The sequence below is a fragment of the Singulisphaera photorubra genome (assembly GCF_045290345.1).
GTDB lineage: Bacteria > Planctomycetota > Planctomycetia > Isosphaerales > Isosphaeraceae > Singulisphaera.
Genome location: NZ_CP155447.1, coordinates 5,044,652 through 5,062,502, shown reverse-complemented (window position 1 = coordinate 5,062,502; position 17,851 = coordinate 5,044,652). Strand labels below are relative to the sequence as shown.

At 60.8% G+C, this 17,851-nt stretch carries 14 protein-coding genes and 1 pseudogene; 5 read left to right on the top strand and 10 right to left on the bottom strand.

Translation table 11 applies throughout. The annotated features are described in order from the left end of the window. The first annotated feature begins 40 nt into the window (after positions 1–40). Both V5E97_RS19190 and V5E97_RS19185 read left to right on the top strand, forming a co-directional pair. Positions 41–283: a hypothetical protein gene (locus V5E97_RS19190; RefSeq protein ID WP_406700891.1), complete on the top strand. Its 243-nt coding sequence runs from the start codon at positions 41–43 to the stop codon at positions 281–283. A gap of 61 nt (positions 284–344) precedes the next feature. Continuing rightward, positions 345–539 (top strand): hypothetical protein, encoded by a 195-nt coding sequence (locus V5E97_RS19185; RefSeq protein ID WP_406700890.1) that lies wholly within the window; start codon positions 345–347, stop codon positions 537–539. 447 nt (positions 540–986) lie between these two features. On the opposite strand, the gene V5E97_RS19180 is transcribed toward V5E97_RS19185, so the two are convergent. Beyond that, positions 987–2,012 carry a hypothetical protein gene (locus V5E97_RS19180; protein WP_406700889.1) on the bottom strand — a complete coding sequence of 342 codons (1,026 nt, stop codon included), beginning with the start codon at positions 2,010–2,012 and terminating at the stop codon, positions 987–989. Positions 2,013–2,343: 331 nt separating this feature from the next. Here V5E97_RS19180 and V5E97_RS19175 point away from each other — a divergent pair, with 331 nt between their 5' ends. Next, positions 2,344–3,798: an IS1380 family transposase gene (locus V5E97_RS19175; RefSeq protein WP_406700888.1), complete on the top strand. Its 1,455-nt coding sequence runs from the start codon at positions 2,344–2,346 to the stop codon at positions 3,796–3,798. Positions 3,799–4,084: 286 nt separating this feature from the next. Here V5E97_RS19175 and V5E97_RS19170 read toward each other — a convergent pair whose 3' ends face one another. The 7 genes from V5E97_RS19170 to V5E97_RS19140 form a co-directional block, all read right to left on the bottom strand. Continuing rightward, complete coding sequence (locus V5E97_RS19170; protein WP_406700887.1) at positions 4,085–4,864, bottom strand: tRNA(His) guanylyltransferase Thg1 family protein; 780 nt, start codon at positions 4,862–4,864, stop codon at positions 4,085–4,087. Then, on the bottom strand, positions 4,861–5,328 hold the full coding sequence (locus tag V5E97_RS19165) for an AAA family ATPase (RefSeq protein WP_406700886.1): 468 nt from the start codon (positions 5,326–5,328) through the stop codon (positions 4,861–4,863). The genes V5E97_RS19170 and V5E97_RS19165 overlap by 4 nt, the downstream gene beginning before the upstream one ends. A 156-nt stretch (positions 5,329–5,484) precedes the next feature. Then, positions 5,485–5,613, bottom strand: a complete 129-nt coding sequence (locus V5E97_RS19160) for a hypothetical protein (RefSeq protein WP_406700885.1) — start codon at positions 5,611–5,613, stop codon at positions 5,485–5,487. Positions 5,614–5,865: 252 nt separating this feature from the next. After that, entirely contained in the window at positions 5,866–6,045 is a 180-nt protein-coding gene (locus tag V5E97_RS19155) for an integrase core domain-containing protein (RefSeq protein ID WP_406700884.1), read from the bottom strand. After that, positions 5,973–6,767, bottom strand: a complete 795-nt coding sequence (locus tag V5E97_RS19150) for an IS3 family transposase (protein WP_406700883.1) — start codon at positions 6,765–6,767, stop codon at positions 5,973–5,975. The genes V5E97_RS19155 and V5E97_RS19150 overlap by 73 nt, the downstream gene beginning before the upstream one ends. After that, a complete protein-coding gene (locus tag V5E97_RS19145) occupies positions 6,764–7,039 on the bottom strand; it encodes a transposase (protein WP_406700882.1) in 276 nt (91 codons plus the stop codon). The genes V5E97_RS19150 and V5E97_RS19145 overlap by 4 nt, the downstream gene beginning before the upstream one ends. 326 nt (positions 7,040–7,365) lie before the next feature. Then, the gene (locus V5E97_RS19140; RefSeq protein WP_406700881.1) at positions 7,366–8,709 is read right to left on the bottom strand and encodes a hypothetical protein; all 1,344 of its coding nucleotides are present in this window, start codon (positions 8,707–8,709) and stop codon (positions 7,366–7,368) included. Between the two features lie 961 nt (positions 8,710–9,670). Between V5E97_RS19140 and V5E97_RS19135 the strand changes: the two genes are divergently transcribed. After that, positions 9,671–11,884 (top strand): hypothetical protein, encoded by a 2,214-nt coding sequence (locus tag V5E97_RS19135; RefSeq protein WP_406700880.1) that lies wholly within the window; start codon positions 9,671–9,673, stop codon positions 11,882–11,884. A gap of 461 nt (positions 11,885–12,345) precedes the next feature. Then, positions 12,346–13,086 carry an RNA polymerase sigma factor gene (locus V5E97_RS19130; protein WP_406700879.1) on the top strand — a complete coding sequence of 247 codons (741 nt, stop codon included), beginning with the start codon at positions 12,346–12,348 and terminating at the stop codon, positions 13,084–13,086. A gap of 106 nt (positions 13,087–13,192) precedes the next feature. Here V5E97_RS19130 and V5E97_RS19125 read toward each other — a convergent pair whose 3' ends face one another. Beyond that, positions 13,193–15,505 carry a WD40 domain-containing protein gene (locus V5E97_RS19125; RefSeq protein WP_406700878.1) on the bottom strand — a complete coding sequence of 771 codons (2,313 nt, stop codon included), beginning with the start codon at positions 15,503–15,505 and terminating at the stop codon, positions 13,193–13,195. Between the two features lie 797 nt (positions 15,506–16,302). Then, positions 16,303–17,166: pseudogene (locus tag V5E97_RS19120) on the bottom strand (serine/threonine protein kinase); the annotation flags it as partial. Positions 17,167–17,851 lie beyond the last annotated feature (685 nt).

Below are 17,851 nucleotides of genomic sequence, written 5' to 3'. Positions count from 1 at the left end.
TACCCGAACCGCTTCGGGCTCGTCATCAGGGGAGGTTTCATTGAACTGGAACGAATGGGCTCGGCAAGGCCACCGCTGGCTGTCCATTGCCTTTACAGTGGGCGTCATCGCCAACATCATCGCCTTGGGACAGAAGGAGCCTGCCGTCTGGGTGGGCCTCTTGGCGCTGCTCCCGCTCGTCTTGCTCCTGTTTACCGGTCTCTACTTGTTCATGCTCCCGTATGTCACCAAGTGGTGCAGCGGGCGACGGACCGACACTTCACAAACCGTCGAAATTCGATGACAGGGGAGCATGCCGACCAAGGCGAAGCTCTCCCCGCTCGTCCTGGCAGTGTCCCCTCCGGATGGCCGACAACGCCGATCGGTCGCAGAACGCGTTCAGCGTCTTCCGCGTCGTTGGGATCGTCATGAGCCTCTTCGACGCCGTGCTCACCTGCCACGCGATCCGGCACCCTCCGGTGTGGCGGGGCGGGCGTCCGTACCCGGCCCGCTCTCGTTGGTCAGTCCCCGCGAGCGAAGCGGCTTGCGTGAGTGTTTGAGTAGCCAGCCACGTGAGTTGAGAGACTTGGGGGATTCAGCAAAGAGAGGCGAGGTGTTGCCGGCTCGGCTGAATTCTCCAGATTTCCCGCCTTACCCTCTTTGGGGGCCTGGTCACCATCGACCCTACAGCGTCCTAAGCTAATCGTGGAGGGGAAAACACCGGTGGGATTCACGACCGAATTCTCCAAGTTGCAGCGCTAGCTTCTGAACCTGCGTCGGCATGGCGACGGCCTACGTTCGCTGAAATTACAGGCCGCCGGTAATTCGGAGAGAATGAATCCGAGATGTGCGTCGTAGGCATGATGTTCGCTATGGTTGATCCGATTGAGTCGTAACTATGAAAATGTTTCAAGAAATAAATGCAAATGAATTGCCCAGGGCACAAGCGTTACATGTACGTCATCGATTTGTAAGCGATAGTAAAAACGTTGATGCTGCCTCCGCAGTTATTCTGGTCCAGTGATGATATTGATGCAAGCTTCCTTGTTCAGGCGGCCTTCGCTTGAGAGAATTTGTAATGTATCTTCAAGGAAAAACATCCCACCTCCATATAAGAAGTGGTTTCCATTCGTGAGCATCATCCGTTTGTTTGCGAGTTTTGTTAGTTGTGCTGACGTTTGATTTAAATCCACGTGAAATAGGTCCACGAAGTCTTTTGACTGCGACGTCGTGTTAAAGCCAAGCAAGCAGAGCTCACCGTCGGCATCGGCGATCAGATTGATCGCCTGGTACGCCCCAAGATTGTCATTCGGCTGCCATGCGCGTCTGTCCGCCTTGCTGCTGTCCCATCTCGCTGCAAATGAAAATCGACACTGCGGATCCTGCAAAGATTTGCCGTTCGAGATATAGAAATCCATCGCGCGACTGTCCCAATTCGCCACCGCCAGGACATGACCGTCCTTTCGTTTGGCGAGTCCGACAGCGCCCGCTGTCTGATCGGTTTCTGCGCCCCGTCTGCGAATTGTCAAGTGTGTCATTTGGATCGGTCGATCGGGCGTACGAACATTCCAAAACTGAATCTCCGAACGAAGTTTGGCTTGATTATCCTCAAGTCCTAAAACCAGTACGTCGCCGCAGAGCTGAATGCCACCAGCATGTCGAAGTGGCGGCTCTTCGCCATCGCTTGGCAATCGCTGGAGGTGAAGCACGCGACCTTTCCCGACGAAATGCCTTGGGAATTCTACAATCAGGAAATATGCTTCCGTCTTGGAGTCGTGGGACAGGAAGGCGAAGTCTCTTTTCTGGTCGCGACGCACCTGAATGCCCTGCAGGTGGCCACCGTCTGGTGCTACGAGATTGCCACGTTCAAACTTAACGATACGTCCCTGCTGAGGAAGTTTCGTGAATGCGCCAACGACATCGAATCGAGCTTCGACACGATCACGCAGTACCGGTGTCTCCTGTGCGCTTGTGATGCCAGACGGGGGGCATCTGATCAACAGAATGAGCAAGAGTGCGTAGCGGAATCTCATCGCGAATTCTCGTTGGATGGAAATACAGGAAAGCGCTACGTGTTTTGCCTCTGACGCCCCAGAGTAAAGTTGAGGCCCGTCAGAGTCGAGCCCAGGGCTGAAGATCGCCTCACGGGGCGTGCGGCGTAGAGGACGGCCACGAGGATGCCGTTTGTGAGCAGGGGGAGTACGAACATCCATGCTCGACTGTCGAAGATCTCTGTCGCCGAGAATCTCAGAGCGATGTGCCCTCTTTAGCCCGGATTATTCAAACTCGACTCAATAAAGAGGCCTCTGATTTCGTCTAATGTGTTACTACAACGACACATTCGACGCCACCAGAGGCCTCCCTATGAGTTTACACTCTGTTCCGCCGGTGTCATTGGATTTCTTGGCCTCGCGGCCTGTCGAAATCGAAGTCTCTTCCTCACCGCTTTCCAGTGATGCCGGACTGCTGCTCATACGCCAGTTCGACGAGCGAATTCACCTCACGGAACAGTTCGCTGCCGCCCTTCAGGACACTCGAAATCCTTCGCTCGCCCGCCAGTCCATTGCCACGATGGTCCGGCAGCGGATCTTTGGAATCCTCGCCGATTACGAGGACCAGAACGACCACGACACTTTACGCTCCGATCCCGTCTTCAAACTCCTCGCCGGGCGTCTCCCCGACGGCCTTGACCTCGCGAGTCAGCCAACGCTCTCGCGCTTCGAGAACGCGGTCTCGATCGCCGACCTCTGGAGGTTACGGGATGTGATGGTTGACCTCTTCATTCAGTCGTTCGATCGGCCGCCCAACCATCTCACCTTCGACATCGACGCGTTCGACGACCCCGCACATGGCCAGCAACAACTCACTATGTTTCATGGCTACTATGAACAGAATCAGTATTTGCCAATTGCCATAACGTGTGCAGAAAACGATATGGTTCTCCTCGTGGGACTGAGGTATGGCACCTGTGCTGCATTCTTGGGGGCCAACAACGATCTGCGATATCTGGTGGGGCGATTGCGGGCTGTCTGGCCTGACGTGCAGATCCATGTCCGAGGCGACAGTGGCTTTGGCGTTCCCCTAATGTATGACGTCTGCCAGGAATTGCGATTGAGCTATACCTTGGGAATCGGCATGAACTCTCGGCTGCGGGCCATGAGTGACGCTCTCCTGAAGGACGCCCTTCAGCAATACGAAGAGACTGGCCAACCTCAACGGTTGTTCCTTTGCGTCGAGTATCAGGCCGACAGTTGGCTCGCCCCCCAACCGGTCGTGATCAAGGTCGAGGTCCATGCCCAGGGGACCAACCGGCGAGCCGTGGTCACCAACCGCCCTGGCTGTCGCGTTCTCCCACAGGCGATTTATGACGAGTACACCATGCGCGGCGAGAGCGAAAACCGGAACAAAGAACTGAAGACCGAGTTGCTGGCCGACCGTCTGAGCGACCACCGGTTCATGGCGAATTACTTCCGTCTCTACCTGCACACGGCCGCCTTGAATCTGCTGGTGCGACTCCGTCAGGCGGTGGTTCAAACCCTGCCAACGTCGGCCGAGTTGAATCTGCCAGCCGATTTTCCGACAGAAGCGATCGACGAGCCGAATCGCAAGCGGTTCTTTAACAAACGTCGCGAGCGTGATCCGCTGGGAGGTGGTTTCGCCAGCACCTGGCGGACTCGTTTGATCAAGGTTTCGGCGGAAGTGATCACCCGCGCGAGGCGAGTCATTGTGCGACTATCCAGCAGTTGGCCTCACATAGATCACTTTATGGAGGTCAGTCGAGCGGTGAATATGCCCCCTCCCCAACCTTCCCCGGGATAAGCCGGATTGATCCACGTCGGGGAGCGTAAAGGCCGTTTGGAACGCTATGGGGAGGGGGAAGGTACGCCCTCGACTTGCACGATGCGATCCTGAAATTAGGCCAGGTGCGTTCTTGAACACCATATCATCGAATTCAGTCCCGTCAGTTCCCAAAATGGCCCGAAGCCTGACGGGTTTGAATAATCTGGGTTAGGGGTCTGGCCACCGTCAACCGTGAATTTTCTAGGCCTCCCGACTTGCCGGAGTGAGGCTGCCTGGCCAGGTCTCCCCTCCGGCCGGATCAAGGTCAGGCTGACTTCCTCGCCTCCGGGTCTCCTGGCTGGGCCATGATTCGTTCGATGAACTGGCCGTAGTCGAGTTTCATCGGCAATTCGCGGTCGATCTTGATTCGCCGGCGGCTTGCCTTCACCACGACCCCGCGGACCGGGTCGTAGCCTTCCTTCTCGTAGCGCTCCCAGTGGATGCCGGTCCCCCGTCGCTGCCAGAGCGGGACGTCGTTGAAGTTGATCCCGTGCTGGTGGAGGAGCTCGTTCTTGAAGGCGACCGACTTGCCGTGCAGGTCCGACGTCGCCTGGCCGACGCTCTTCCCAGCCTTCCGTAGCGTCCAATAGCACCATCCGTTCAGCGCGCACCGCGTGGCGTCGGTCTGCCTCCACCGGAAGTAGTCGACGACATCCTCTTCCCGCGCGCCGACCCAGGCCCGGCTGTCGAACTGGACCGCCTCCCCGCAAGCGATCGTGAAGGACGAGCTCGCGAACGCCGCGGAGAGACTGAACGCCTTCTCGAGCTCGCGGTCGAACAGGTCCCAACTCCTCGGCAGGAGGATCGAGATCTCGTCGCTCTCCGTGTAGGCGTACAGCCCCTGGAACCGTTCGAGCAGGTTTTGGGCGGTCTGGATCATGTATTCGTGGAAGGTCGCGTCGAAGGGCTTCTCGAACCTCTTGCTCGTGAATCGGGTGAATCCGTGGCCATCGAGCCTCAGCACTACCCACGCCGCGGGCAGCATCCGAAGGTTGTGGAAACACTCGCCCGCCCGCATCCGCTTCTCGAAATCCGAGGTCTTCATCTCGCGTCTTCCTCAAAATACTCCCTGACAACGACTTCGCAATCGTGGGTCAGGCGGACTCGCCAGAGCCGGTCGAACCCCTCGTCCAGCGTCGGCGGTCTCAACCGCTTCTCGGTGATGAAGATCGCCGCGTCGGGCACCTTTTCCTTCCCGGTCCGCATGCCGTTTCGCTCGACGCAATCCTTGACCGAAGAGTCGAAGTAGAAGCCGATCACCTTCGCCCCGTACGTCCTGGCAATCGAGATGATCGCGGCGCGGTCCTCGACCGTCGGGTTCGTGTTGTCGACCACCACGGAACGTCCCTCGCACAGCGCCTCCTCAATCAGATGCGCCTGTCTTCGCTGAGGCCGTCGGTTGTTACGAAAGAGGTCCTTGCTCACCAGGACGTGCGCCGGCGCGAAGTTGCTCCGGTAAAAGGTGCTCTTCCCCGAGCCCTGAAGACCGATGAAAACGACGACCTCCATGGACCTTCCTCGTTCGGCGAACCTGGGCTTGCAAGCTTGACACGACGCACGCTCGGCGGGTTCGGGGTTGGCCGAAGCCGCTCAGACAGCCTTCTGCAGCCGATTCTTTGCCCTCCACCGCTTCTCCTTCGGCTCCCGGTGACGGAACCACTTCTTCTAGAACTGAGTGACGAGCCATTCCGTCCGCTCGGGCAGCAGCTCCTCCTGCTTGCCGCTGAGCCGCTTGCCGAAACCCAATTCCAGGGTTCGCAGAGCGGCGTGGATCATCTCGTGCGCGACGATCACGGCTCCGAGCTTGTCCGCCGCGAACGCGATGATGCCCAGGCCGTTCTGGGAAATTCGCGGCTCGAAGAGGAAGACACCGGCAAACGTCGAATGGTCGGGACCGTCATAGCCGATCTGCCTTCGCGCAGGCGGATAGGAGTCGATCCACCAGTTGAAGCACGCCGTGTCCAGGGAGAAAAGGAGGAGCCAGAATCGTCTGTTCTTCTGGCCAGTGGCCTGCTCCCCATTTCTTGGTCCAGCCTTAATGGGAATCTATCCGCGCAGTTGTTCAGTAGGTGGTGCGTCATGGGGCTCCTCTTCTTCTTCGATAGGCATGTACCTCTCGCGTGTCGCCGAGAATTCGGTTGGTGTCAGATAGCCTAACGAACTGTGTGGGCGTTCCGTATTGTAATCCTCCTTCCAGAGCGCCGCCAACGCCAGCGCTTGAGGCACGCTCTCGAACTCCTCCAACTCGAGGAATTCGTCGCAACTTGCTGTGGAACGATTCCGCGAACCCGTTCTGCCACGGGCTCCGGGCGCACGTAGAGCGTTCCCGAGCCCGATTCCTCCAGGTACGAGCGCACCGCCTCCGCCGCGAACTCCGGCCCGTTGTCGCTGCGAACCCGATGCGGCGGGGCACCTCGCCTCGCCACCACCTCGGAGAGGATCTCCCGGATCTCCTCGGCCGTCATGCCCCGTCGTGCCTCCAGCGACAGGCATTCACGAGTATACTCATCGATTAGACTCAGCCACTTCAAGCTCCGACCGTCGCTGGTACGGTCGAAAATAAAATCACATGTCCATACATCGTCTTTTCCGAGCGACGGTCGGAGATGGCATCCATTGATGTCCTGGCCGTGCGGCCGCCTCGGCTTGTGCACGGCCCGCGGCCCGGCTAGCTTCAGGCCCGACTGCCGCCACAGCCGGTGGACGGCCTTCTTGTTGACGGACCATCCCTCGCGACGCAGCATCGCCCAGATCCGGCGGTAGCCGTATCGAGGGTGCTCGCCGGCCAATACCTCGATCCGGAGTGCCAACGCGAGTCGCTCGTCGCTGTGCATGGGGCGTAACGCAGGCCAGAGCGATTGACCCCAGGGCGCGACAGCGCGGCGCTGCGAGACGTCGAAGGCGTCACACAACTCGGCGACGATCGTGCGGCGACGTGCGGCGGTCATGGCTTTTTTTTCAATGCCTCCTGGAGCATGCGGCGGTCGAGCGCCAGTTCGGCGACGAGTTCCTTGAGACGCCCGTTCTCATTTTCAAGTTCGGAAATTTTGATTTGTTCGCCCGATACTGGGTTCTCCTGGAGCGCCTTCCAACGGTAGTAGGTCGTCAGTCCGATGCCACCCTTGCGGCACGCCTGGTTGATGTTCAATCCGGCCTGGAGATCCGCCTGGACCTCGCGGAGGATCTTGGCGATCTGGTCGGGTCTGGGTCGCTTTCGCATGGGTCGCTCCCTGGCTGGGTCAGCCAGTTATACGATTCCCATTAAGCCTGGACCAGATTTTGGGGGGCAGGCCACAGCGGGCAACTTCCAGGTATGTATGCAGCGGTGTCGCTCTTCCTCGCTCCCCTTTTGATCTCCACAAACCCACGAGTGTGTTTGAAAGTGAATGAGTAGCCAGGCACCTCAGTTGAAAGGCTGGGGAGATTCAGCAAAGATCGGCAAGTTGTTGCCGGCTCGGCTGATTTCGCCAGCCTTCCCGCCTTGCCCTGTCTGGGCGCCTAGCCACTGTCACGCCCTCCGTCAGCTATATAGTCGTCTTCGCGTATTTAGTCGTCTTCACGCTTTGGATCCGGCGTCGGGGGCGGTGAAGTTGGCTCGAGGGGAAGGGCGGGCTCGATGCTCGGGGCCGACCGCTGCGGCGGAGCAGGAACTCGCTCGCCGGGCTGGGCTGTGAACTGGCCGTAAAAGGACGCCCAATCCTCGTAGGGAAGAATGCCCAGATCGCGGTAGAGGGCGAGTCGCTCAGCACAGAAAGACGTCCAGAGCGACAGCAGCCGCTCCCGGTTCTCTGAGATCCGACGGATGTTCCCGGCGATGCGCACGAGCGTCGGACCACGGCGTTGCGGACCCACCCCAGAAGGGCCGACCGGCGGGGCCACGACCTGCTCGAAGGCGTGACTCAGTTCGCGGGCTGCCAGCACCGTCATCTCCTGCTCCCGGTGGTAGGCGACGCGTTTCTCGGACAGGCCCCGGATCCGGCGACGGACGCGCAGTTCGATGTCGTCGAATTCCTTCCCTTCCCCTTGGTTCTTGAGGGCGATCCGGGTCGCCAGCGAGAGAACCTCCTCCAGCCGATCAGGGGCCTTCTGAATTTCCTCAAGCACCGCGTGGCCTTCGATAGAAACATCGCCGATGGGAGCAAGCCTGGCGGCGAGCTCTCCCAAGCTGTCGAGGCCGCGGTTCGGGTTGGCATACCAGCGGTCGAACCTCTCGAAGGTTTCGCGAAACGACACGAGCGGCGCGAGATCGACTGTCACGGGGGCGTGTGGAGAGAGACCGAGCGCCAGCTTCGTCGCGTCGAGCCGGTCGCGAAAGTCGGCGATCTTGTGTGAGAGCTCGAGTCGGCTCTTCTGAAGCATGCTGTCGAACTGGTCGAGATCGTACTGCGTCAGACCCCCCGATTCGCCCTGGAGCAGTTCGCGGAGCAGAGCCGCCATCTTCTCAAGATAGGTGGCTTTCCGCCGGGCATTCTCGATATCCAGGACCCGAGCCTGAAGGTTGAGAAGATCGGCGGAGGGGTCACGGAATGCCTTGTCCGACGTGAAGTCTTTGCGGAAGCGGGTGAAGTTGTCGACGTCCAGATCTTTGGCCCTTGCCGAGAGGGCGTCCGGGGCGAGGTTCTCGAGCCTGGTGCCACCGCGGCTTTTGACCAAAGCCAGGGCATAGGCTCGCTGCCAGGTCAATGTCTCGGACTTCACTGCGGGCGGGATGCCGGCGATCTGGCGCTCGTCGAGGGGGCCGGGCCGGATGTCGAAGAAGAGCTCAGCGATATCGCCCGGCGGCCCCTGGGCAATCCCTGTCTTCATGGCCGAGAGGATCATGGCGATGGCGAGCAACCGGGAGGTCAGGCTCCAGTTGAGATAACGAGCTCGAGCAGGCGTGATACGCATGGCCATCCTCCGCTTGCGAACTACCCGTCACAACGCTGGTCCATCGTCGCGCTACGGCAGGATGGATGCAAGGAGGAGCAATGGCTTGCGCCGTTCGCAGAGAAGTATTCTGCGTTGAATGCTCGCGTCCTCCTCGCGATAGCCGAGATCGATGACCTCCTCAATGTCAAGGGCCGGGCCATCATCGAGGCCGTCCTCGGGATGAGGGCCTGCCGTCTAAGCCGGGGGCCCGAATCAAGAGTTCGGTTACCGGCGGGCCGATTCACACTCCCGGCCGAGCCAGTGTTTTGTTTTCTCCTCCATCGTCGTCGGAGGCCAACGACAGTGTTCTTGTCGAAGAACCTCCTGGATCGTGATACTTAAGTTTTCTACGAAATCTAGGCACAATTTTTGTTACCAATCATGATGAATGCTTTTATTTAGGATAGGAGAGGCATGTATGCCCTACGGAAAATCTGGTGAGCCTTATGTGAACACCCTGAGGTCGTCACTTCTGATTTCCCGGTTGAAGGTACTTCGAATTAAGGGAGGCTGACGCGCCGGGTAAATCCAAGGGCTTCGATGCCAGGTCAGGTCGCGTCGAGGCATGCCCCCCCGAGATCTGAAATCCGTGCTAATCAGGAACCGAACATGCTACGCCCTGGACTGTATACGATCGACTCCGCAGGGCGGATTTCGACGACCCGTTGAAACCTCGTCGCCAACCCAAGGGACCAAGGCTCACCGCCTGCGCGACAGGCTCTGGTCGAACTCATCTGGACCTGAGTGCCCCGTGCGCTGCGACATTGAGCCTCACGAATCGGGACTAACGCGCCTCCATGATCCGAGCCGCCAGGCATTGAGGTCGCGACTGTTCGATCGCCTAAATTGCTCGGGATAACCGTTCTGGAATGCCCGGGAACGGATGAGGTCGATTGCCGCGTTCTCGTGACGGGTTGACTCTTTGGAATCGGAGAAGCTCATGCCCTCCGTCGCATCGACTCTGTTCGTGATGGTGGTCGTTTCGCAGGCAACGGCCAGGACCGCCCCGGTGCCGGGCTTGGAAGGGCTGGATGGTTACCAAGCCGCGGCGGCCAAGGCCGGCAAGATCCCCGATGCCCATGTCCGACTCGCCCTCTGGTGCGAGTCCCGAGGGATGATCGCCGCCCGGGATACTCACCTCGCCGAGTCGTTAAAGTTCAATCCGAGCCACGTGACCGCGCGCGGACTCCTGGGCCAGGTGCGCGAGGAGGCCCGGTGGCTGCGGTTCGACGAGGTTGCCGCGCAGGTCCAGGCCGACCCCAAGCTTGTCGCCAGGCTCGCTGCCTACGACCGCGAGCGGGACCTGGCCGGAGACTCGGCCGACGACCATCTGGCCCTGGGCGCCTGGTGCGCGAAACATGGATTGATGGCCGAATCGCGAGCCCACTACGCGGCCACGGTTCGGCGGGACCCGGCTCGGGCCGAGGCTTGGAGGAAGCTCGGGTACAGGGCCCGCGACGGCCGGTGGGTCAACGAAACGGAGACCGCACGAGCCAGGAGGCAGTTTACGGAGGCCAAGGAGGCTTATCGGTCATGGGCAACCAGGCTGGCCCGCCTCCGCGGCGGCCTCGACTCGCCCCAAAGACGCGACGCGGTCAAAGCCGAGCTAGCCAAAGTGCATGATCCGCTGGCCACTCCGTGCGTCTGGTCCACGTTCGTCAACGGCGGGGCACCGTACCACGAGATCGCCACGCGGCTGTTCGCCCAGATCAACGGTCCCGACTCCACAAGCCGGCTGGCGTTACTCGCCGTCTTCAACTCCGACGCCGCAGTGCAAGACCGAGCGGTCGAGGCGCTGGTGCAGCGCGACCCGCGCGAGTACGTCGGGCCGGTGATCAGCTTGTTGCGCGAACCGATGCGGATCGTGACGCGGCCGATCCGCGGCCCCGGCTCACCTGGGGCCATCTTCGTCGACGGCGTTCTCGTCCGCGAGTACTACGAACCCCTCCCCGATCAGTTCCTCGCCCCCTTCGGGCGTCAGGTCGTCGACATGCCCTGGGCGATCGACCCGGGAGCCGTCGCGTATTGCTTCACAGGCCTGGCTCCGGGGCGGACTTACTCGGTGACTTATTCCCCAAACGACCCCGCCGTGGTCCGAGCGTTCCAGCAGGCGTTGGCGAATCCCGCCGGCGCCCCCCAGGTGCTCGCCGCCGCCGTCGCCACAGCCGCGCCACCACCGCCAGTCCACTTCAACGTCACCGTTCCTACCTTCCCTCTGAAGGTTAACCAGGATACCGATCGGGCCATCATCTCGTCTCGCCTCTTCCCGGGCGAAGTCGGGGCCGCGTCGTTGGCCTTCGCCGACGACAGGGACGATCGCGAGAAGGAACGGGAAAGGGATAAGGAGAGGGAGGCGGCGGAGAAAGAGCGAGAGCGAGCTCGCCGCGAGGCTGAGCAACGCTACAAGGATGCCGTCAAGCGGGTCCACGACCAGTTCCAGGCGGATAGGCTTTCCCTCGAGGCCTATAATCGGGAGATCGAGCGTGGAACTCGCGGGGCAGCCGCTCTCTTGCAAGCGGTGACGGGTCGAGAGTCTGGCCTCGATCGGGATGCCTGGTCCCGGTGGTGGGCAGATTGGAATGCGACCGAGGACGTCGCCCCACTGGCAAGGGAACTCACCACCGCGGCCCTGATCGGCCCGCCCAACCTGCGCATCAAGTCCGGCTTTCACCGCAGTCGGCTGGCCGCCGGAACCTCAGTCTGGACCACCCGTGGCCGTCGTCCGGTGGAAGCCGTGCGGATCGGCGACCGCCTGCTGGGCCAGGATCCACGCACCGGGGCCCTGGCGTACACCGGGGTCGTCGCCACAACCGGCGGTGCTCGAGTAGAAGCGATCCGGATTACACTCGAGGAGGGCGGATCGCTCACTCTCTCGCCCATGGCGCGGGTCTGGCGGCCCGAGTTCGGATGGGTCCCAACCTTCCGCGTCAAGGTCGGCGACCAGCTTCGTATCGCCGGAGGGCGAGTCAGCGTCTCGGCCGTCGACCGAATCGGCCTGGTGGCCGGCTACAATGTCTTGCTGTTCGACGGGGGAAGCCTGCTCGTGGGGGACCGCGCTCTCCTCGTCCATGACAACGGCATCGTCCTGCCCCCCTCGAAGCCGTTTGACGCACCGCCGTTGTTATCACCGAAGTCGGTCGCGAAGCCTCGTTGAGCGTCCTCTCGCCGGCTCGACCCGAACCGAAGCCACACCGCGCGGGAACGAGACCAGACACAACGTCGATCCGGCGTACCTGATGCCCTCAGCCTCGACTCGTTGAAATTCGCGTACTCGATCCTCCCGACCCTGGCCCGACTCGGATGGAGTGCGGTCGTCTGGGACACGGGAGCAAGACGCATCCCTCACAAATCGTAGAACAAATCGGTAGAATCAGACGACTCGAATTTGAATCATGTTTCTGGGCAATGCGAGATGTCGTCCCGCCAGCCTCCCCGGGCACGCATCGTCTCGGTCCAGTACCATCATTTCTGATATTTGATCAAGTAATTCGGATTGCTTTGAAACGAAACCTGTGCCGTCAATATCGGGTAATAAGATCGTCGGAATTGCCGTAAGTCAGGTTGGGGCATCGGTACGGCTTTACATCGAGCCTCTCCCCTTCGGAGTCCCGCTCCATGTCCCACTATTTACCAGGCACCGCCAAGATCGGGCCCTTGCCAAAGACCTCCTGGACGCTCCTCGCTGTCGTCAAGGATGCCGACTCTCCGCCGGCACGACAGGCGCTGTCCCAGCTCTGCGAGTCTTATTGGTACCCACTCTATGCCTTCCTGCGACGGTCAGGCGAACCCCCTGAGCGGGCCGAGGATTTGATCCAAAGCTTCTTCGCTGACATCATCGCACGCGAGTTTTTCAAAAATGTCGATCCGGCCAAGGGCACGTTTCGCTCGTTCCTTCTCGCATCGCTCACAAACCATGTGAATAATGTCCGCGATTGGGAAAGGCGAGACAAACGGGGGGGAAAGGTTCTCCACTTCTCACTCGATTTCCGCGACGCCGAGGGGCGATACGGGGGTGAACTGGCACACCGGGGAACCCCCGAGCGGCTCTATCAACGCCGCTGGGCCCTGACCGTACTCAATCGCGTCCTCGAAGAACTCGAGCGAGAAATGGTCAATGCTTCCAAGGGCCAACTCTTCGATAGCCTGAAACCGACACTCACGGGTGGAGGAATCTCAGAAAGACATTCCCGGATCGGAGAGCAACTGGGCATGACCGAGAAGGCGGTCAAGCAATCGGCCTATCGGATGAGGAAACGCTACCGTGAGTTGATGCGCGAGGAGATCGGCAGGACCGTTGTCGATCCCGACCTCGTCAACCAGGAGATCGCCGACCTCTTCAGTGCCTTGAGCACCTGACGCAGATGGTGCTAATTGTCGGGCATCCTAGGGTCGCCTTCTTGGCCAAACCTGGGAACGAGGAGACGCCCGCGGCGGGCAGTTCGTCCCTGATTCATTGCTTCATTCAAGGGCGAATCTCAGACTGCACGGGTGCGAACACGTCCGTGGGGAGTGTGAGAACCGGCCTTCGCAATGTCGACTCGGCCTCGGCGCGGAGGCTCGCCATGGCTTGTGCTTGAGCCGTCGAGGGAGGCGGGTTGGCCTGGATCCGGCGAAGGGCCCTGTCGAAGTCCGCAGAGGCCTGCTCGGATTGCCCCAGGCCGTGTCGCGCCATCGCCAGAAACAGCAGGTCGAGGGCTTTGAGCCGGTCCTCCCCGATGGCGAGGCTGCGCTCGAGAAATGAAATGGCGTCCGCGTGATGGCCGGCGCGACAGAGCGCGATGCCGATCGTCTGGAGATAGGGTGGGTTGTCAGGTTCCAGTTCCAGGGCACGTCGTGCCAACGCCAGGGCGCGTGCCGGGTCGCGGCGAGGTTCCGGACCGAGGCTCAGTATCCGTGCCAGTTGGTTGCAGGCGCGGGCGAGCTGCTCTGAGATGTCGCGCTGATCGGGCTTGGACTTCAACGACCCTTCGAGGTCGGCGATCGCCTCGTCGAGCTGGCCCGCGGCAAACCTCGCAACGCCGCGGTACGCGAGGAGATGGGGATCGTCGGAAGCGGCTCGGAAGGCCGCATTGAAATCCTCGACGGCCTGGGGAAAGCGCCGGACCTTGAGCAGCGCATGACCGCGTTGATGTCGCATCTCGCCGTCATCAGGGTGCTTCGCCAGCCATTCGGTGCCCTTCCGAATGATGCTCTCGGCTGGTTCGTCCTTGGCGAAGGTCGGGCGGTCGAGGACGCCTAGATCGACCGTCATTTGAAGCGGGGCAACCGGGGCCTCGGAGCTTGGGCGGGGCAGTGGGGGAGCATCCCAGTCCAATCCGAACTCCTCCAGTTGTCTGCGGATCAATCGGAGATCCCACACGTGGATCGAACCGCTTTCGTTGTTGGTTGTGACAATTCTCGCGCCATCAGGGCTGAAAGCGGAATAGTCTGTCCTTTCCTGATTCGGATCCTCGAGCCTGGCCACTTCGCGGCCGGTCTCGACCTCGATAAGTCGAATGAAGGCCTGCTCTCCCACGGCAAACATCTTGCTATCCGGGGAAAAGGATGCACCGTCTCCGCTGAAACGAGGGCCTCTCTCCCATGTGCCGACCGCCCAGAAAATGCCACCGGAAGACAACCACCGATTGTCAGGACTGAAGACCACGCGACCGTAACTCAATTTGCTGAGTTCCCTGACAAAACGCCCTGTCTCGGCATCCCAGATCTTGGCATTGCCCTCATGGGCGCCTGTGGCAATCCACCGACCGTCAGGGCTGACAGCGACGTAGCGGCAATTGGGGTGGGGACCGAGCCAGAGCGGTTGGCTGGGCCGGTCGCGGCGAAGTACGATGGCCCCGTCATGATTCGCACGGACGACGACCTGAGCCTTGAGATCCTCCGCACTCCAGAGGTCGTGATGACGAAGCGAGGAGGAAGCCATCCGTTCGAACGGACCCACCCGGATCTTCCCGTCTGCGTCGGTCTGGACTCGCCAACGCAGCAATCCTGCATCGCCGTACGCCAAGAGGTCTCCCGAGGCCCCGAAGGACGGTTTCCTCACCTGGCCGATCCGTAGAGGAGAGAGTTCGGCACCACGATCCAGGTCCCAAAGGCTCACGCCGTCACTCATCCCCACGGCCAGCAAGCGCCCACCCGGGTGAATCGACGGAAATTGCGACTCATCTTGGGCCCTGGCGAGCGTGCGATACTCGCGTCCCGTGGCGACTTCCCATAACTCATTGAAACTGTCGGAGTGCAGATACCCGGTCGTACGAAAAAGGTCAGGCCAGCGGAAGCTTAGATCGCTCAGGAGCAGCCTGCCGGTCTGGACATGCCAGAGCCTGGACGTTCCGAACCAGTGACTGCCGCTATAGAGAATTTCGCCAGAGGGGTCGAAGGCGAGAAGAATTCCGCCACCCCTGTGTGACAATGGCGACCGGTGCATCACCGCGCCTGTGTTCGCGTTCCACAGGTGGATTTCATTGTTGCTGGCCGTTGCAATGACTCTGCCGTCGGGGTCCCAAGCCAAGTGGACCGCGCCACCAAACGCGAACTCGTGAGTGGCCTGGCCCGTCACCAGGTCCCAGACCTGGACTTTGGATGCTTGGGCGACTGCAATCTGCTGTCCGTTGGGATGGAACGCGTACCTTGTGCAGTGGTCGCCGAGAGAGAGTGTGCGGCCAACCCGGCCGGTTGCCAGGTCGTAGATACGAATTGTACCGTCACGGTGGCTGGTGGCCAGTTGGCGGCTGTCGGGGCTGAAGAGCTCGAACTGATCCTTCTCGCCCCGGCCCACCCCAGATCTGCGGCGGCGTCGATGAGCAGGTGCGTCCGCTCCTCCGAGATCCGCCAGACCTTGAGTTGGCCGGATGTGGACCATGTCGCCAGATATTGTCCGTCTGGGCTGAGGCGTAACTGGAGGCTGACCCGGCTTGTAAACCCCTGGAGTCTCGTGATCTCACGCCCAGAACCGACGTCTCGGACACAGATCGTTCCTTCACGACCAATGTAATAGCCGGTGCGTCGAAGGGCGGAGTCAAAATGATACCTGTGGTCCGCGTCGGGTCGAAAATGCCAACCCTCGACGCGCCCGATGTCGACGACTGTAAGGCTCGCGATGACTTCGGTGCGCAACTGCTCGAAGGTCTTCGCTGGCAGCCTCAATTCGCGGGCTAGCGAAACCGCCTTTCGCATCGCATTCAGGCTGTCGAAGCGCTGGCCGACGCGCCGGCTGAACCGGCTGGCCTTGGCCGTAGCGAGGTTGGCAGCGAACAGGCTCTCCTGCTCCTTGCGGACCTGAGCCTTGAGCGTTTCCCCGGCTTTCTTCGACGCTTCCAGGGCCGTGCCCAGGCGGACCGACAGGATCGTGGAGACCATGGCTACGGTCAGCACGAGCGACATCGCCAGGGCCGACAGCGCGGCCACCGCGGGGTTGCGTCGGCACCAGCGGCCCACTTTCTCGTGCCATCGGTCGCGGCGGGCTGCGATTTCTCGGTGTTCCAGGAAGGCGTTGAGGTCTCTGGCCAGTTTTCCGGACGTCGAGTAGCGATCGGCGGGATCCCTCTTGATTGCCTTAAGAATGATTGTCTCCAGGTCGCGCGGGATCGTGGGGTCGAGTTCGCGAGGCGACCTCGGCGACTCATTCCGGATTTGATGAGCGAGCCGCGTCGCATCGTGCTCCTGGAACGCTACTTCGAGGGTTGCCAACTCGTAGAGCGTCAGACCGAGGGAATAGATATCGCCCTGGGGAATCGAGTGGCCTTCGAACCGCTCCGGGGCCATATAACGAAGGGTGCCGATTATGTAGCGCCCGGTGATATCCTCGGCGTCCTCGTCGCGGGCCAACCCGAAGTCGGAAAGCCAGAGGGAGCCGTTGAGGTCGAGCAGGAGGTTCGACGGCTTGATGTCGCGGTGCTGAATTCCGTGCTGGTGTGCAGATTCCAAAGCATCGGCCGCCTGCGCCATGATCCGAGCGATGCTTTTGAAGTAAGGCTTGCAGGACGGCCCTTGCAAACTCGATCGAACCGAGGAAGGCATCGAGGCCCGCGGGTCAGCTTGAGCGCTGTCGACGTTCGGCCCTGGCCAATCAGCCGGAGATCGCCGAATATTCCCGACGCACGAAGGGGGATCCACGATCGGCTCGACGCTGTCGAATTGATCGCGGAAGAGACTCATCGAAAGTTCGACCGCCAGGGTCATTGCCGGCGGCTTTGGCAGGGGAACCGGCTCCGAATCACGCAGACGCCGGAGGTTGGCAATCACCTTGTCGAGCCCATCGCCTCGAATGAATTGCATCGTGTAGTAGTGGAAACCAGCGCACTCGCCGTTGCCGAAAACGGGAACGATGTTCGTGTGGTGGAGCAGGCCGGCCGCGTGCGATTCGCGACGAAATCGTACCAAAGTGTTCGGGCTGAGAATCTCAGGCTTGAGGACCTTCAACGCCACGCAACGACCCATCGAAACCTGCTCTGCTTCGTAAACATATCCCATGCCTCCTTCGGCAACGAATCGGAGAATACGGTGATCGCCCAGTTGTCGCGGGATACGCTGGGGCTCGAATCCGTGGGTCGGCGACCTCGGCGGCGAATGCGGCTCCGGATCTCGATCGAGCGATTCCACGCCGACCGGAGGGTGAAACAGCGCGTTTAATTCGTGGCTCAGCCCTGGGTATTTCTCTAGATACTCGCCCAGCGTAGGCCGCTCGCCGCGTTGTCGGCGGCGGGCTATCTCCTGGCCGAGTCGTCTCAACAGTTCGGCCTGTTCCGCCGAGTCATCCACTTCGGCGGCCTCGACCGCGTCGAAGTCACCGGGGGCGTCTTCACTGAGAAAATCCGAAGTGGTCGATGCCATGGCTTCGCGAAACGCACAAGCCGGGCATACTCCCGCCGGGGCGTCGTCGGGGATTGGCCTGTCACACCGGGGACAACGGGGGGCGGTTGACATCGAAGTCTACCTCGGAAACCTTGCCGTTTCGCGCGGTCTCAAGAACAAGAACGCCATCCGGAGACGCTGGCACCGACTCAAGGGATCGCACGTGATCGAATCGAGCATTACAAAAGCGAAATAGAAGGCATTATCTTTGCTGTATGTTGGCTTTGCCGATGCAATAAAAATATTGTTGCAATACCGAGGTAATTTGACA

Coding starts and splice junctions, on each gene's coding strand:
- V5E97_RS19145 (WP_406700882.1), bottom strand. CDS start 7,039: ATGCGAAAGCGACCCAGACCCGACCAGATCGCCAAGATCCTCCGCGAG.
- V5E97_RS19150 (WP_406700883.1), bottom strand. CDS start 6,767: ATGACCGCCGCACGTCGCCGCACGATCGTCGCCGAGTTGTGTGACGCC.
- V5E97_RS19170 (WP_406700887.1), bottom strand. CDS start 4,864: ATGAAGACCTCGGATTTCGAGAAGCGGATGCGGGCGGGCGAGTGTTTC.
- V5E97_RS19185 (WP_406700890.1), top strand. CDS start 345: ATGGCCGACAACGCCGATCGGTCGCAGAACGCGTTCAGCGTCTTCCGC.
- V5E97_RS19180 (WP_406700889.1), bottom strand. CDS start 2,012: ATGAGATTCCGCTACGCACTCTTGCTCATTCTGTTGATCAGATGCCCC.
- V5E97_RS19140 (WP_406700881.1), bottom strand. CDS start 8,709: ATGCGTATCACGCCTGCTCGAGCTCGTTATCTCAACTGGAGCCTGACC.
- V5E97_RS19135 (WP_406700880.1), top strand. CDS start 9,671: ATGCCCTCCGTCGCATCGACTCTGTTCGTGATGGTGGTCGTTTCGCAG.
- V5E97_RS19175 (WP_406700888.1), top strand. CDS start 2,344: ATGAGTTTACACTCTGTTCCGCCGGTGTCATTGGATTTCTTGGCCTCG.
- V5E97_RS19130 (WP_406700879.1), top strand. CDS start 12,346: ATGTCCCACTATTTACCAGGCACCGCCAAGATCGGGCCCTTGCCAAAG.
- V5E97_RS19165 (WP_406700886.1), bottom strand. CDS start 5,328: ATGGAGGTCGTCGTTTTCATCGGTCTTCAGGGCTCGGGGAAGAGCACC.